The 16,848-nt window shown below is 38.1% G+C and carries 13 protein-coding genes; 4 read left to right on the forward strand and 9 right to left on the reverse strand.

The features are described 5' to 3' along the window. Positions 1-211 precede the first annotated feature (211 nt). Positions 212-2,140: a 1-deoxy-D-xylulose-5-phosphate synthase gene (dxs, locus tag B9Y69_RS13025; protein ID WP_085473420.1), complete on the reverse strand. Its 1,929-nt coding sequence runs from the start codon at positions 2,138-2,140 to the stop codon at positions 212-214. A 157-nt stretch (positions 2,141-2,297) separates the two neighbouring features. Between dxs and B9Y69_RS13030 the strand changes: the two genes are divergently transcribed. Further along, positions 2,298-3,041, forward strand: coding sequence for a segregation and condensation protein A (locus tag B9Y69_RS13030; RefSeq protein WP_085473421.1), 744 nt, complete (start codon positions 2,298-2,300; stop codon positions 3,039-3,041). Positions 3,042-3,043: 2 nt separating this feature from the next. Here B9Y69_RS13030 and B9Y69_RS13035 read toward each other — a convergent pair whose 3' ends face one another. From B9Y69_RS13035 to B9Y69_RS13045, 3 genes are read right to left on the reverse strand one after another with little or no spacing between them, the layout of a single operon-like run. Next, positions 3,044-3,754, reverse strand: coding sequence for an enoyl-CoA hydratase/isomerase family protein (locus B9Y69_RS13035; RefSeq protein WP_085473422.1), 711 nt, complete (start codon positions 3,752-3,754; stop codon positions 3,044-3,046). Next, positions 3,755-4,603: a beta/alpha barrel domain-containing protein gene (locus B9Y69_RS13040; protein WP_085473423.1), complete on the reverse strand. Its 849-nt coding sequence runs from the start codon at positions 4,601-4,603 to the stop codon at positions 3,755-3,757. Continuing rightward, positions 4,596-5,744, reverse strand: coding sequence for an acyl-CoA dehydrogenase family protein (locus B9Y69_RS13045; protein ID WP_085473424.1), 1,149 nt, complete (start codon positions 5,742-5,744; stop codon positions 4,596-4,598). Before B9Y69_RS13045 ends, B9Y69_RS13040 begins: the two co-directional genes overlap by 8 nt. A 121-nt stretch (positions 5,745-5,865) precedes the next feature. Between B9Y69_RS13045 and B9Y69_RS13050 the strand changes: the two genes are divergently transcribed. Next, the gene (locus B9Y69_RS13050) at positions 5,866-7,473 is read left to right on the forward strand and encodes an acyl-CoA carboxylase subunit beta (RefSeq protein WP_085473425.1); all 1,608 of its coding nucleotides are present in this window, start codon (positions 5,866-5,868) and stop codon (positions 7,471-7,473) included. Positions 7,474-7,487: 14 nt separating this feature from the next. Here the strand turns inward: B9Y69_RS13050 and B9Y69_RS13055 are convergent, their stop codons facing one another. The 4 genes from B9Y69_RS13055 to nadA form a co-directional block, all read right to left on the reverse strand. Further along, positions 7,488-8,288 carry a hypothetical protein gene (locus B9Y69_RS13055; RefSeq protein ID WP_085473426.1) on the reverse strand — a complete coding sequence of 267 codons (801 nt, stop codon included), beginning with the start codon at positions 8,286-8,288 and terminating at the stop codon, positions 7,488-7,490. 90 nt (positions 8,289-8,378) lie between these two features. After that, positions 8,379-10,289 carry an acetoacetate--CoA ligase gene (locus B9Y69_RS13060; protein ID WP_085473427.1) on the reverse strand — a complete coding sequence of 637 codons (1,911 nt, stop codon included), beginning with the start codon at positions 10,287-10,289 and terminating at the stop codon, positions 8,379-8,381. An 88-nt stretch (positions 10,290-10,377) separates the two neighbouring features. Next, entirely contained in the window at positions 10,378-11,424 is a 1,047-nt protein-coding gene (thiL, locus tag B9Y69_RS13065) for a thiamine-phosphate kinase (protein WP_085473428.1), read from the reverse strand. Positions 11,425-11,450: 26 nt separating this feature from the next. Next, positions 11,451-12,449, reverse strand: coding sequence for a quinolinate synthase NadA (gene nadA, locus B9Y69_RS13070; RefSeq protein ID WP_085473429.1), 999 nt, complete (start codon positions 12,447-12,449; stop codon positions 11,451-11,453). Positions 12,450-12,933: 484 nt separating this feature from the next. Between nadA and nadB the strand changes: the two genes are divergently transcribed. Beyond that, entirely contained in the window at positions 12,934-14,529 is a 1,596-nt protein-coding gene (nadB, locus tag B9Y69_RS13075) for an L-aspartate oxidase (RefSeq protein WP_085473430.1), read from the forward strand. A 1-nt stretch (position 14,530) separates the two neighbouring features. Then, a complete protein-coding gene (locus B9Y69_RS13080; protein ID WP_085473431.1) occupies positions 14,531-15,046 on the forward strand; it encodes a gamma carbonic anhydrase family protein in 516 nt (171 codons plus the stop codon). A 145-nt stretch (positions 15,047-15,191) separates the two neighbouring features. On the opposite strand, the gene B9Y69_RS13085 is transcribed toward B9Y69_RS13080, so the two are convergent. After that, a complete protein-coding gene (locus tag B9Y69_RS13085) occupies positions 15,192-16,823 on the reverse strand; it encodes an Ig-like domain-containing domain (protein ID WP_234991239.1) in 1,632 nt (543 codons plus the stop codon). Positions 16,824-16,848: the final 25 nt, after the last annotated feature.

Genomic DNA, 16,848 nt, shown 5'->3' on the forward strand with positions numbered 1-16,848 from the left:
CTTTTTTTAGTCTCTAAAATTGCTTATTTTATATTTTTTCAACATCCCTGTTTTTACAGGTTTTACAAAGCCTTGTTTTACTCGTTTCGGTCTTATCGGCGTATTGGTGTGGAAAACTATTCTTTATTTCTTGCTTATAAATATACAGATAAAAAACAAAAAAGGGAAGGTTATTTAAACCTTCCCTTAATTTTTTTTCGTCAATAGTTTTTTAAGAGACCATTGAATCCGTTTTTATACCTTGCGTTAATCGCTTTACTTGTAATACAACAGATTCAGCATCATAACCACAAGCTTTCCATAGCTCTTTTTGTTCACCATGCTCTATAACTTCATCCGGAATTCCTAAACGAATTACTTGCCCATTATATCCGTGATCTGACATAAATTCGAGAACAGCAGATCCAACACCTCCGACAATACAACCATCCTCTATGGTCACGACCTTGCTGAACTTCCGAAAGACCTCATGTAACATTTCTTCATCCAAAGGTTTCACAAAACGTAGGTCATAATGTGCAGGATAAATTCCCTCTTCGTTCAATACTTTTATCGCTTTGGTCGCTTCGTTTCCAATTGTTCCAAAACTTAATATGGCAACCTCTTCCCCATCGTTTAATTTACGCCCTTTACCAATGGCTATTTCTTGAAACGGTCGCTTCCAATCAACCATTACACCATTTCCGCGTGGGTATCGTATCGAGAATGGTCCTTGATCTGGAAGCTGAGAGGTATACATTAAATTCCGTAATTCTTCTTCGTTCATTGGTGCAGCAACAATCATATTCGGTACACAACGCATGTAAGCAATATCATAAGCTCCATGATGCGTCGGGCCATCGGCTCCCACTAATCCTGCTCGATCTAAACAGAAAACCACATTTAATTTCTGCAGCGCAACATCATGAATAACCTGATCATAGGCCCGTTGCATAAATGTGGAATAAATCGTACAAAAAGGAACCATTCCTTGCGAGGCTAGCCCCGCACTAAACGTTACAGCATGCTGCTCAGCAATACCAACATCAAAAGATCTGTCAGGCATCGCCTTCATCATAATATTCATTGAAGATCCCGATGGCATCGCTGGGGTAATCCCCATAATCTTATCGTTAGCTTCAGCCAATTCCACCAACGTATGTCCAAAAACATCCTGATATTTGGGTGGCTGTGGTTTATCAACAGGAGATTTTTTTATTTCGCCCGTTATTTTATCAAACAAACCTGGTGCATGCCATGTTGTTTGATCCTTCTCCGCCAAAGCATAGCCTTTACCTTTAACAGTTACCACATGTAACAATTTCGGTCCAGGAATATGTTTCAAATCCTCTATGGTACGCGTCAGTTTATTTACATCATGCCCGTCAACTGGGCCAAAGTATCTAAAGTTTAAAGATTCAAAAAGGTTTGCGTTCTTCAGTAATGTTCCTTTTATGCTTTGTTCCAGCTTTTTGGCCCAACCATAGGCATCCGGTCCATTTTTTGAAATCTTTGCCAAGACAGCAATCAGTTCATCTCTGAATTTGTTATAGCTCTTTGATGTGGTTATGCTGGTTAAATATTCCTTCATCGCTCCTACATTAGGATCAATGGACATACAGTTATCATTCAAGATAACGAGTAAGTTGGATTTTTCTATTCCCGCATGATTTAATGCTTCAAAAGCCATTCCTCCGGTCAAGGCGCCGTCGCCAATGATCGCAACATGTTGGCGATCGCTTTCACCTTTATAGGCCGAAGCAACAGCCATCCCGAGTGCAGCAGAGATGGAGGTCGAAGAGTGACCTACTCCAAATGTATCGTATGGACTCTCACTTCGTTTTGGAAAACCAGAAATACCACCATAAATACGATTGGTATGAAAAAGCTCTCTTCTTCCCGTTAATATTTTATGTCCATAAGCCTGATGTCCAACATCAAAAACAATTTGATCGTAAGGTGTATTTAACGCATAATGTAATGCAACTGTTAATTCTACCACACCTAAACTGGCTGCAAAATGTCCTCCGTTGACCGAGACGATATCAATTATAAATTGTCTAAGCTCGGTGCATACTTCTTCCAGCTGCTTTGCATTTAAATTTCGCAAATCGGATGGATAGTTTATCTGTTGTAATAGCGGACCTGCCTCTACTTGCATATTTTTATTATCTATAAATAAGTTACAAATTAACGACTTATTCGTTAAACTACAGAACAATATAGGTAAATAATAGTTTAACTACTACCCTAAACCTTGTAAAACTCACTGCTTTAAACTGAAAGTTCGGGTACAATTGTTTATTTTTGGATTGAATATGCAAACAACAGCTTACGAAATTAAACTGGAGCAGTTTGAAGGTCCATTCGACCTGTTGCTCTTTTTTATCGAAAGGGATGAATTAAACATCCATGATATTCCTATTTCGAAGATTACAGATGAGTTTCTGGATTATATACAGAAAATGCAGTCTTTAAATATCGAGCTGGCAAGTGAATTCATTTTTGTTGCTTCCACGTTAATGCGTATCAAGGCCAAAATGCTTCTTCCACGGCCCGACCTGGATGATCCTGAAAATGAAATTGATCTAAAAAAGGAACTTACCCAGAAACTTATTTTATACAAGCAGTTTAAGGAAATCTGTGAAGAGATGCGCGTGCTTGAAGAAAATAGAAATAGACTTCATTCACGTGGAAATATAGAAGCAGATAATAAGATAGCTAGAAAAAAAGACCGTACAGATGAAGAATTAGCTTCCTTTGATTTGTATAAACTTATGATGATGTATGAAAAGATGATGTTCAACTTTACGCATCGGATTAAAGAGGTTACACATACCGTCATCAAATATCCCTATACGATTGAACAACAAAAAAGAGCAATCGCTGACCTTATTGAGCTAAACAAAAAATTAGACTTTCATCAGATTGCTAAAAACTCAGAAAATAAGGTGCAATTTGTCTATAATTTTCTGGCTATTCTGGAAATGTTACAGCAACGTCTCTTAGAGATCGAAATTGGTATTGGCTACAACAGCTTCAGCATCGAAAAAAGAGCTTAATATTACTTTTCAATATCCCGTAGTGCAGCAAGCTTTTCCAAAAGGTAGTTATACCTTTTATCTGGTGTGATCATTGGCAATTCCTTTGCTGCGGATAACCCAGCAACCAGGGCCTTCGTCTCTACCGTATTGAATCGATCCACAAAAGTAAGAAAATCAACATCTTCTAAATTACGATCAACCAGTCCATATTCTTTGGCTTTTTCTCGATCAAAGTAATCCGTATTCAAACAAAGCTGAAGCATCATTTTTTCCGGCATAACTTTTAATAATCCTGCCATCACCTGAAAAGGAAATAAGCCAATGCTTAATTCCGGTAATCGAAACCGCACCTTTTCTGCAGCAAATACATAGGTACAATTTGCAATCAGTAAAAAGGCACCAGCAATAACATCTCCTTCCAAAATAGCGACCGAAGGCTTATTCAATTGCTCCATAACTTCACCCAAAGAGATTTCTTTATTTACAATATGAGGATTCTGAATATCCAGACTTGGATCATTAAATGTCTTTAAATCCATTCCTGCACAAAAGACTGGCCCTTCAGCATTTATTAAAACTAACTTTACACGATCATCATAATTTGCAGACACTAAAGCATGACGTATCTCATTCACCATCGTTGGAGTAAATGCATTTCGTTTCTCTGGTCGTGCAAGTGTTAACGTAAATACAAAATTGGTAATATCTGTTTTTATATAATTATAGGTCATTTATTTCTGTATTAATTCCTGAAAACCTTGCATAAGATGCTGTACTTCACCTTCTTTTACCTGTTTAAATCTACGTAACAATATTTCTGTTGGAATGTTTCCTACCAAATCATCTTGTGCAAAGGGACATCCACCGTATCCCATCATTGCTCCCTCAAAAATACGACAGCCTGCCCGATGCGCCGCGTCCACTTTTAGGGATGCATCTTCGACCCTACTGTGTAAGTGCAAACTTAATTCAACATCCGGAAAACGGTGACGCGTGGCTGTAAAAATATCATGTACTACACCTGGCGTAGCTTCAGCCGTGGTATCCGCCAAAGAGAACTTATAAATACCTAATTCACCTAGTTTTTCCATCCATTCCAAAACAAGATCGGCATGCCAAGCATCTTTATATGGATTTCCAAAAGCCATAGATATATACACCATCAATTCTTGTTTACCCGCTTGTGCCATAACATCTTTTGCCTTCTCCACAGACTGATATGCTTCTTCAATCGATTGATTGGCGTTTCGCTTCTGGAAGGTTTCCGAAATAGAAAATGGATACCCTAAATAATCTATATTTTGATAGGGCGCTGCTCGAACGGCACCTTTCACATTCGCTATAATAGCAATCAATTTACTTTCTTTTTTATCTATACTATCAACTAAAATAGCCGTATCCTCCATTTGGGGTACTGCTTTAGGAGAAACAAAACTACCAAAATCAATAAAGTCAATCAGCCGACTGTTCGCCAACTGATTGATATATGCTACTTTTCGTTCCGTTGGAATAAATTTGTCTATTCCCTGAATCGCATCTCGCGGACAATCTACAATCTGTATATGTTCTTTTTTAGACATCTTTCTTAATCTCCCTGGCTATTACCATCTTTTGTATTGCACTTGTTCCTTCTCCTATTGTACAAAGTTTAGCGTCGCGGAAGAATTTTTCCGCTGGAAAATCTTTTGTAAAACCATATCCACCATGAATCTGTACACTTTCGTTGGATACTTCTACAGCCACTTCCGAAGCATAAAGTTTTGCCATAGCGCCTTCTTTAGTGACCTTAAGTCCTTCATTTTTCAGCTGACCGGCTTGTCTTACTAATAACTCCGAAGCCTCTATTTTTGTTGCCATATCCGCTAATTTAAAACCAACATCCTGAAAATTAAATATTGGTTGACCAAATTGTTCCCGTTCGTTAGCATAACGTAACGCACATTCATAAGCACCTCTTGCGATACCCAACGACAAAGCTGCAATAGAAATACGTCCGCCATCTAACAGTTTCAAAGCTTGCACAAAACCATCTCCTTCCTCTCCGATAACCTGATCCTTGTGGACGCGGCAGTTATCAAAAAACAAACTCGCCGTCTCTGAAGCACGCATGCCCAACTTATCGATTTTCTGTCCAGCAGAAAATCCGGGTGTTCCCTTCTCCATAATAAAGGCTGTAACATTTCTCTTATGCCCTTTCTCGCCTGTACGAACCATTACAACAGCTACATCACCACTAATGGCATGTGTGATAAATGTCTTAGAGCCATTAATAATATAATAATCTCCATCTTTCACAGCAGTCGTTGCCAAACCACCGGCATCTGATCCTGAACCGGTTTCCGTTAATCCCCAAGCCCCTATCCATTCAGCGGTTGCTAATTTAGGCAAGTACCTTCTTTTCTGTTCTTCATTTGCAAAGGATAAGATATGATTTGTGCACAAGGAATTATGTGCCGCAACCGATAAACCAATAGATCCACACACTTTCGAAATCTCATCAAGTATCGTTATATACTCTTGATATCCGAGTCCGGATCCATTATATGCTTCGGGAACAAGAATTCCCATAAAGCCCTGCTGTCCCATTTTTTTAAAGAGTTCGACGGGAAAGAATTGCTTCTCATCCCAGTCCATAATATGTGGTTTGATAAAATCTTTGGCAAATTGGCGAGCACTTTCTCGAACCAAAGCTAATTGCTCATTTTCGTATGTATGTAACATAATATTTTGTAAGTTTACACTGGATTTGTGAAAAATATAAAAAACAATTGATAATTTAAAATTTTTATAATTTCATAACATTCTACCATTTATAAATTACAATAATTAAAACCACGTAAGTATGCAAGATTTACTGGACCTTCTAAAGCAAAAAACCGAGAAGCTTCAATTGGGAGGTGGATTATCGAAAATTGAGAAACATAAAGAGAAAGGCAAGCTCACTGCTTGGGAACGAATCACCTATTTATTGGACGACAACCAGCCCTATGTGGAAATAGGCAAGTTTGCTGCCGATGGTATGTATGTCGAACATGGAGGCTGCCCTAATGCTGGTGTAGTTGTGGTTTTAGGTTATGTTAGCGGTCGCTTATGTGTGGTCGTTTCCAACGATGCTACAGTAAAAGCAGGTGCTTGGTTTCCGATGACGGGCAAAAAAAATCTTCGTGCTCAAGAAATCGCTATGGAAAACCATATTCCTATTATCTACTTGGTCGATTCCGCTGGCGTATACCTACCGATGCAAGATGAAATTTTCCCGGACAAAGAACACTTTGGTCGCATTTTTAGAAATAATGCCAAATTATCTTCGATGGGCATTCCACAGATATCCGCCATCATGGGTTCTTGCGTAGCAGGAGGAGCTTATTTGCCCATCATGTCGGATTATGCTTTAATTGTTGAAGGAACAGGGTCTGTCTTTTTAGCGGGTTCCTATTTAGTTCGTTCCTCCATAGGCGAGGTTATTGATAATGAAACACTTGGTGGTGCTACTACACATTGTGAAATTTCGGGCGTAACAGATAACAAATACCCCGATGATAACAGCTGTCTGGACGCTATTCGTAATATAGTTGATAAATTTGGACACCATGAGCATGCCCATTTTTCACGTAAAACGCCAATTGCCCCAGCATACAAACCGAAAGCACTATATGATATTTTACCGCTCGATCGATTAAAATCGTATGATATGCGGGAGTTGCTAAAGACTATTGTCGATGCCGATTCGATGGAAGAATATAAAAAGGATTATGGAAAAACGATCCTTTGTACGCTAGCGCGTATTGATGGCTGGGCGGTCGGTATTGTAGCCAACCAACGGGAAGTCGTTAAGGCTAAAAAGCCAGGAAATACAACAGAGATGCAAATGGGCGGTGTGATATATTCTGACTCAGCCGATAAAGCTGCTCGATTTATTATGAACTGTAATCAGCAAAAAATACCTTTAATATTTTTTCAGGATGTAACAGGATTTATGGTCGGTTCGCGCTCTGAGCAAGGCGGTATTATTAAGGACGGTGCCAAAATGGTGAATGCTATGGCTAATTCAGTCGTTCCTAAATTCACCTTTATCGTAGGTAACAGCTATGGTGCCGGAAACTATGCGATGTGTGGAAAGGCATACGATCCACGTTTAATTTATGCTTGGCCGACGGCAAGCATGGCTGTTATGAGTGGTGCTGCTGCTGGTAAAACGCTGCTCCAAATACAAGAAGCAACCCTAAAAGGAAAAGGCACTACTTTATCGGATGAAGATAAAAAGGAACTACTTGCTAAAATAGAAGCACAATATAATGAACAACTGAGTCCCTATTATGCCGCAGCACGATTATGGGTCGATGGTGTTATCGACCCAGCTGAAACGCGAAACATCATTTCTATGGGTATAGAAGCAGCAAATCATAACCCCACTATTGAAAAATACAATGTAGGGGTTATTCAAACTTAATCGTTGATTTTCTGCTATAAAGAGCGTTTACCAATAGTAAAACCGTAGCCGACACTTATCGTGAGATTGCGACCAATACCCGCACTTTCATAGCGTCTATTAACTGTTGGCTGTTCGTCTATTGTCGTTGACAATTCACCATATGATTTCTCTAAAGGCTGCTGTAAAGTAGCGTTTAGAGAAATAAAACTTTTCCGGCTCACAAAATAGTGACTGCTGATTCCTACATTCAGTAAACTACCCGACGCGCGCTGTGTGTATATATTTCGCTGCTTTGAACCATCTTCGAGTGTTTTACTCTTATCAGAATCGCGATCCATAAGGAACAATCCATAACCAAATCCTACTCGTGGATGAATATCCCAACGTTTTGTTTCTATACGATACAATAATCCCGCATCCACAGTATAAGCCGGAACAAAGCCTCCATAAAATACGCGCAGTAATATTTCACCAACTGGTATAGCGTCATAAAATGCGGAACTTTTCTCATCCAAATAATCAAGTTTAAGACCAGCATACCAACCTATTTTATTGGAAAATAGGTGATTTATTCTAATGGAAGAAGATAGTGCTATATCTTGTCGTGTTCCCATTAGTTCTCGATCCGGATGATTTTTAGAACCTGATAGATCGGCACTCGCGCCAACCGAAAAAATCTCTACTTTAACATAATTTCTCTTGTGGCTTTCTACACGTGAAACACTATCCTGCGCTTGTACCGATAGATTTAATCCACTCATCATCAAGGCACTTAGTCCACTATAAAAAAATATTTTTCTCTTTTTTAAGAATTTTAGGTGTTTTGGATTCATTTATTTATAAAACATTAGTTTTCAAATATATAAAAACTAATGTTTTTCGGGTAATTGGGAACATATATGTTACCAAAACATACCTATCCCTTACCTATCCTTAGCGAGTTCAGCATAGGCCATCAGGCATTCCGGATTACGCATAATATCTTTTGAAACTGCGTTTTCTATCGATGCACCGGAAAATATCTTCTTAATTGGTATCTCTAATTTCTTACCACTTAAGGTATACGGAATATCATCGACTTCATAAAATGTATCCGGCACGTGGCGCGGACTATAAGCTGTCCGTAATCCCTGCTTAATTTGTTGTGTGGTTTCCTCCAGAAGACCATTGGGTACTAATTGTAAGAAAATAATCATGGTGCTGTTTCCATGTTCATCTTCGATACTGATCACTAAACTATCTACTACAGAGTCTAAAGCATTAACAACATTATAAATTTCCGCGGTTCCAATACGAACTCCACCTCTATTTAGTGTAGCATCTGATCGTCCAAACATTTGTATGCCACCGTGCTCATTGATTTTTATCCAATCACCATGGCTCCACAGACCATTTTGCTGTTCAAAATAACTGGATCTATACTTTGTATTTTCCGGATCATTCCAAAATTTCAAAGGCATCGAGGGCATGGGTTGTTTTATAACCAACTCTCCTACCTCATTTATTACCTCGTTCCATTGATCATTAACAGCTACAATATCAGAGCCCAATGTACGACATTGGATCTCTCCAGCATAAACTGGAAGATATGCACATCCCGATAAAAAGGCACTGCATACATCCGTTCCTCCACTCAATGATATAATATGTACATCTGGAAATTTATATTGTAAATTTTCGAATGTTGCAATAGGAAGAGGGGATCCCGTAGAACCAATTACTTTTGGATAATAATCTTTAATTTCTAAATCATGTATCGCAGAGAAATATGCGGCGCCTGCTCCTAAATGATGAACCTCCGATCGCCGAACAAAAGACCAAAACGAGGTATGTTCTTTGTGTTGTATTGCCCCATTAAAAATACATAAAGTTGCGCCACATAATAAGCTTGACAAGGCATAATTCCACATCATCCAGCCTGTGGTTGTATACCATAAATAGTTTTCGCCAGGCAAAACATTCTGGTGCAAGGCCAATGCCTTATAGTGTTCTAGGAGATTTCCACCTGTACGATGTGTGATAGCTTTGGGTTTTCCAGTCGTCCCTGACGAGTATAAAATCCAAATTGGAAAATCAAATTCTACGCGTTCAAATCCTAAATCATGTGCCTGGTATCCACTTAAAAAGGAACGCCACAGTTCATTATCCACCTGTACAACAGTGGATAAAGAAGGAATATTTGCTTTTAGAAAATCTAAAGTATCCGTCTTTATGAATTTCCTACCATTATATTGATATGCCGTTTCGACAAATAAAACTTTTGGTGTTATTTGCTGAAAACGTTCGAGGATACTCGCATCTCCGAAATCAGGCGAACAGCAGGACCAAATAGCCCCCAACGAATTAACGGCTAAAAATATAGCGGTACTATCGATCGTATTATTAAGGACCGCGGCAACACGATCTCCCTTTTGCACGCCTCTATCACGCAGATACTGTTGCATTATAGAAACTTTATCCCGCAATTCCTTCCATGTTACCTCCTTATATTCAACCTCTTCATCGGCATAGCGTAAAGCAATATCGGAATCTAATTTATTCTTAAAAATATGTTCGGCATAGCTCAAAGAGATCCCTGAAAACCAGCGCGCATCGACAAAATCAAGGGCTTGATTATCCCACTCTAACACGGTATTATATGTGCCCGAATAAGATAAATCAAAATACATCAAAGCAGCTTCCCAAAATTTATCAATCTGTTGGACGGACCAGTCGTGCAATGCTGAATAATTTAAAAAAGACCGATTATTATGCAGCTCGACATGTTGCTGAAAACTATATAATGCCGAAGATTTACTATACTGTTCTGAAGGTTCCCAAATAGGTTTTCTCATCTCACTTACAATTGGTTAACAAGCTTTAAAGATAAGAAAAAAGTCCGTGACATACACGGACTTTTAGGGATATTAGGTATTCTAAAATCTATTTTTCTTTACTAAAAGCATTCCATCCTTGTGCTTTTATAGGATGTACATTACCTGATTTTGAAATCATTTCACAGCCCGCATTTTGTTCGGTTATGTAACCTATAATTGTGATATCCAATTGGTTCTTTACCTTATCATATTGATCTTGCGGAATAGTAAAGAGCAGCTCGTAATCCTCACCACCGTTCAATGCACAAACCGTAGGATCCAAACCAAACTCTCGTGCAGTTTCATAGGTCATGGGATCGATCGGAATTTTTTCCTCATACAATTTACACCCAACTCCTGAGGCTTTACAGATATGTAAAATCTCTGATGCTAAGCCATCCGAAACGTCAATCATTGCGTTTGGTTTAATGTCATATGCTTCAAAAAGTTCAACGATATCTTTACGCGCATCCGGTTTCAATTGGCGTTCAACAATATAGTCCTTACCTTCTAGATCGGGTTGAATATTAGGGTTTTCCAGAAAAATCTGTTTCTCACGCTCCAATAATTGTAAGCCTACATAGGCGCCACCAAGATCCCCACTAACACAGAGTAAATCACCTTCTTGAGCCGCAGAACGATAGGCAATTTTTGCTTCTTCCGCATAGCCGATACTCGTAACAGAAATCACCAATCCTTGTGCCGAAGCCGATGTATCTCCACCGATTAAATCGACTCCATACTTCTTGCATGCGATGAGTGCTCCTTCGTAAATTTCTTCCACCGCCTCCAACGGAAACTTAGAAGACAATCCAATGGAAAAAGTAATCTGCGATGCTTTTCCATTCATGGCATAAATATCACTCAGGTTAACCTGAACAGCTTTATAACCAAGATGTTTCAAAGGAACATAACGCAGATCAAAGTGTATACCTTCAAGAAGTAAATCGGTTGATACAAGCATTTTCTGACCTGAAAAGTCCAAAACAGCGGCATCATCACCAATACCTTTTATGGTGGAAGGCTGTGTCAATTCAACAGCTTTTGTTAAATATTCAATCAAGCCAAATTCACCCAATTGCTCAATATCCGTTCTATCTATATTATCAAACATTTTTATTTATTTATACGTGCAATTAGCTATAGTCCAAACCGTTCTGATATTTCTAACATTCTTTCAATCGGCAATCTTGCACGTTCTATAACTGCTGGATCCAAATCAACTTCCGGTAATCCGTAGTACAAACAGTTGTATAATTTCTCGAGCGTATTTAATTTCATGTGTGGACAATCGTTACATGCACATACATTGTTTGGCGGAGCAGGAATAAACAATTTATTCGGGCTAGCTTTTTGCATTTGGTGCAAAATTCCAGATTCTGTTGCGACAATAAACTGTTGTGCAGGATTCTCGATCGTATATTTTAGCATTCCCGATGTCGAACCGATATAATCCGCTGTAGCCAGGATATGTTCCTCACATTCGGGGTGTGCAATAAATTTAGCTTCCGGAAACTGCTTCCTTAAATCGGCTATTTTATCTTGCGAAAAAATTTCATGCACCATACAGGCACCATTCCACAATACTAGATCTCGACCTGTTTTTTTGCGCACATAATCGCCCAGGTTACGATCTGGTCCGAAAATAATCTTTTGATCCTTCGGTAAGCTTTCCACAATTTGAACGGCATTACTAGACGTACAAACAATATCCGATAGAGCTTTCAGTTCTGCCGTACAATTCACATACGTAATGACCAGGTGATCAGGGTATTGCTCTTTGAACTTAGCAAAAAGATGAGGCGGACAACTATCTGATAATGAGCACCCTGCTTTTAAATCAGGTAGCAAAACCTTTTTCTTTGGCGATAATATTTTTGCTGTTTCGGCCATAAAATGCACTCCAGCGAAAACAATAACATCAGCGTCCGTTTTAGCTGCTTGCTGCGATAAACCTAGACTATCTCCTATATAATCTGCAATATCCTGTATTTCAGCATCTTGGTAATAGTGCGCTAGGATAACGGCATTTTTTTCTTTCTTAAGTCGTTGAATTTCAGCGACTATATCTAAACTTGGATCAATCGGTTCGTCAATAAATCCTTTAGATTCTAAATCTGTTTCAAATTGTGTGTTCATTATCATTCTCCCAAATGGTCCATGTATGTTACTCATCAACAATACAAAAGTAAAGAAAGAAATTGAGACGAAATCCACATTCCTTTTTTTCAATAATTAATAATGTTTTTTAAAGAAATAGAACTTGTTGTTTATTAGTCTGTGGAAAATGGGGAAAACAGCGAGAAAAATAAATTGGATTTGTAGTTATACTGAGGTTTTCCACAATTTATAAACAGTTTTAAACAAACTAAAGCTTGAAAATCAAGGTTCTAATTTTTTATGCTTTTTAGTTTCCATATTTTTTTGTGAATTCTTTGTTGTTCATAATTTGTTAATATTCTCTTCATATTTTCCTTATTTATCCCCGAGCATTGTGTGTATAATGTGTGAATTGTGGAAAGTATTAAAGTTTTCATTTTTAGTTCACGGTTTATATACATGTTATCCACATATTTTGTTAATTTGTTCTATAGTTATTCAGTTTTTACACGATTTCTTTACAATGAAGGCAAATAAGAAGGTAGATTTTTTGATTATTGGCTCCGGCATTGCTGGTTTAAGTTTTGCTTTAAAGGCTGCGGAGTTAGGTAAAGTGCTGATTGTCACGAAGTCGAATGAAGATGAATCAAATACGAAATATGCACAAGGTGGCGTAGCAGCTGTTGTGGATAAGTCTGATAGCTTTGACAAGCATATTGCTGATACTGAGGTTGCTGGGGATGGTTTGTGTCATCGTGAAATTGTGGAAAACGTTGTTAGGGAAGCTCCTGAGCGTATAAAGGAGCTTATTGAGTATGGTACTAACTTTGATAAAGTAGATGCTGACCATTATGATTTGGCACGTGAAGGCGGACACTCGAATCACCGTATTTTACATTATAAAGATATTACTGGGTATGAGATAGAACGTGCTTTACTGGAAAAAGTTCACGAACACCCTAATATTGAGATTCTTACGCATTGTTTTGCTATAGATTTGATTACGCAACACCATCAAGGTGTACATGTGGATAAAAGTTCGGAAGATATTCGCTGTTTTGGTATCTATGCTTTGAACACAAAGACGGCCGCTGTCGAGATCTTTTTAAGTAAGGTAACCTTGATGGCGTCTGGTGGTGCGGGTCACGTATATGCAAGTACAACGAATCCTACGATAGCGACAGGCGATGGTATTGCTATGGTTTATCGCGCTAAAGGGAAAATTAGGAACATGGAATTTATGCAGTTTCATCCGACCTCTTTATATAACCCTAAAGATTCCCCTGCTTTTTTAATTTCGGAGGCTGTACGTGGTTTTGGTGGAATTTTGCGTCGAGTAAGTGGCGAAGCTTTTATGGAAGAGTATGACGAGCGGGGGTCTTTGGCTCCGCGTGATATTGTAGCTCGGGCAATTGATAACGAAATGAAAAAATCGGGTATTGATTTTGTATACCTGGACATAACGCATCGTAATAAGGCTGATATCTTAGCGCATTTCCCTAACATCTATGAGAAGTGTTTATCCATTGGTTTGGATATGACGAAAGATTTTATTCCGGTTACTCCTGCTGCGCATTATTTATGTGGAGGTATTTTGGTAGATGAGGTGGGACGAACGAGTATAAATAACCTTTATGCCTGTGGTGAATGTTCATCAACGGGTTTGCACGGAGCTAATCGGTTGGCTTCCAACTCTTTACTAGAGGCGGTTGTTTATGCACATCGTATTTTTGAAGATGCGAAGGCAATTTTTCCGTCTATTCCTTTTGCAAGTGATATTCCAAATTGGGATGAGTCGAAGGTAAAGTTACTTAATGAAGAGATTTTAGTAACGCATAACCTACGTGAAACACAGAAATTGATGAGTGATTATGTCGGTATTGTTCGTTCAGATTTCCGATTAGATCGTGCGATGCGTCGATTGGGCTTTTTGTATGAGGAAACGGAAGAATTTTATAGAAATACTAAGTTGTCGGTCAAACTATGTGAACTTCGCAATGTTATTCAGGTAGCCTATCTGATTGTTAAATCAGCGACGCAACGGAAAGAAAGTCGTGGATTACATTTTACGACCGATTATCCGGAAAAATCTGTAACACCTATTGATACTATCGTTTAAGATGCCGTTAATTTTACCTGTTTTAGATAAGTCGCCTCAAATTGCAGATAATGTGTTTGTTGCCGAAAATGCCACTATTGTGGGAGATGTTTTCATAGGTTCACATTGTTCAGTATGGTTCAATGCGGTAATTAGAGGGGATGTCAATTATATACGTATTGGTAATTACAGCAATATTCAAGATGGTGTTGTTATACATTGTACGTATGAGAAGAATGGTACAGACATTGGTAATTATGTCAATATAGGGCATAAGGCTATTGTTCACGGCTGTGTGGTCCATGACTATGTGTTAATTGGTATGGGAGCTATTGTAATGGATAGAGCAGTAGTAGAATCCAATGTTATTATTGGTGCCGGTGCTGTTGTACTAGAAGATACTGTATGTGAGTCGGGTTATCTCTATGCTGGGATCCCAGCGAAGAAGATCAAACCTCTGACAGCAGATCAATTAGCTCTGTTACAGAAATTACCGCACAATTATGTGCATTATAGCAGTTGGTTTCAAGAAAGGTAATAGTATTTTTTTTGAGAAATGTGAAACGTCATTGCGTACCTGAGAAACGCTGGTGCGGTGATCTTCCTAAGTTGAATTAACAAAGACTGCCACGTCGCTACGCTTCTCGCAGTGACGTGGCAGTCTTTTAATCATCGTCCTTTTTTTATTTATACAATTCTATGGTTTCATTTTGATCCCAATTTGCACGTATAGTGAAGGTTTTGCCAAGATACCATATATTTTCTGCTTGGGTTAGCGTAAATACATTTCCTGGATCCCAACGACCATTTCTGTTCGCATCATAAATAACACGCAAACTATATTTACCACCTGGAAAATCTTTGTAGGAGAAGGTATTTTGTCCCTTTTCCAGTATTTTTCTATCAAAAACTTTTTCTTTCTGCTCGTCAATTAGCTCCACTATGTACTGCATGGTGGAATCTATATTGGTGATGGTAAAATTTACATTTCCATAATTGTCCGATTCATCAAGTGTAAACATCGTTTTATGCTCTTTGTTGTAGTCGTCAAATGGACTAACTATTGCCTTCTCTTTAAGCACAAGTTCATAGTTCCTTTTAGGCTTCCAATTAAAGCGTATATGATACAATTCCCTATTCGTAGTATCTTGTTCTAACTGAAAGTTTCTACGCGACACAGAGTCTTCTAAGAGCTCTATTTTGGACTTATCTACAGACGCTATTGGACTAGAACTTGTCAAAATGATATGCTTGATCTTATCTACCTTATTACTGATATTTAGTATAGGTTTTAGTTCTCTGTCATATTTTACATTCTTATTTGTTCGAATAAGAACAGTATCTATAACCTTCCCCATTTCAGATATTTCTATTTTCATTGAATCTAATTCGACTTTATCGATATAGATTTTTGCAGTATCATTATTCAGGTTGAATTTTTCAATTTTAGAATTATCAAGATCTGCTGGAAATAGAATTTTAGTAGCAGGCTTGTTTAGGTATTGATTGAATGTTAGGAGTACATATCCTGTGTTTTCAATCTTTTTTTCCAAGGTACGAAACTGTTGAGGAACACCTTTTGTAAGCTCTAATTGAATGCCACTCGTGTTTTTATTTAAGACGATACTATCCTTTAAGAAACCTATCCATTCATCGTTTCCGTTAAAAATACGGTCATTGTTTTGTTCTTTCAAGGCATAGATCCGGTAGGTATTTTCACGGAGGTTATTAAATTTGAAATTGCCCGCTGTATCTACATTGGCGAAGATATTTGCTTTTTTCTTACCAAAGATAGAATCTTGACTGGTAGGTATTAGGAGTACCTTTATATTCTCATCCTTTTTTTGATCAAAGCCTTTCGTAAAACCATTTTTAACCGAACCACTAAGCGAGAGCGAATCTAATTCATTGCCCGTCGCAAACACATAATTGTAATGAACGACAGGATTGCCCTCATTATAATCCACTAGACCTTTACCGAAATTAATGGTGTAAGTTGTATTTTCTTCCAGGCTATCGGGAAGTGTAATAATTAGATCTTTCTTCTTTACGCGAAAGATGGGTTGAACATCGACATCAGGACTTATACTGAATTCTTTAAATTGATTGTTTAGTTTAATGTATTCGTCGAATGTGAGTACAATTCTTCGTTCTTTAAAATTTCGTGAGAAATTCGCAGGTAATTCATTTAACAGTTTCGGTGGTAACGAATCTTTTGGTCCACCTGTTGGACGTTGAATATTTGCACAACGTATGAGTGTACTTGTAAAGAGCACCATAAAGCCAAAAAGAACTATATTCTTTAAATTTCGCATTTTAAAGCGATTTGAGATAGTTTTA

Origin of the sequence: Sphingobacterium psychroaquaticum (genome assembly GCF_900177625.1) — a bacterium.
GTDB classification, from domain to species: domain Bacteria; phylum Bacteroidota; class Bacteroidia; order Sphingobacteriales; family Sphingobacteriaceae; genus Sphingobacterium; species Sphingobacterium psychroaquaticum.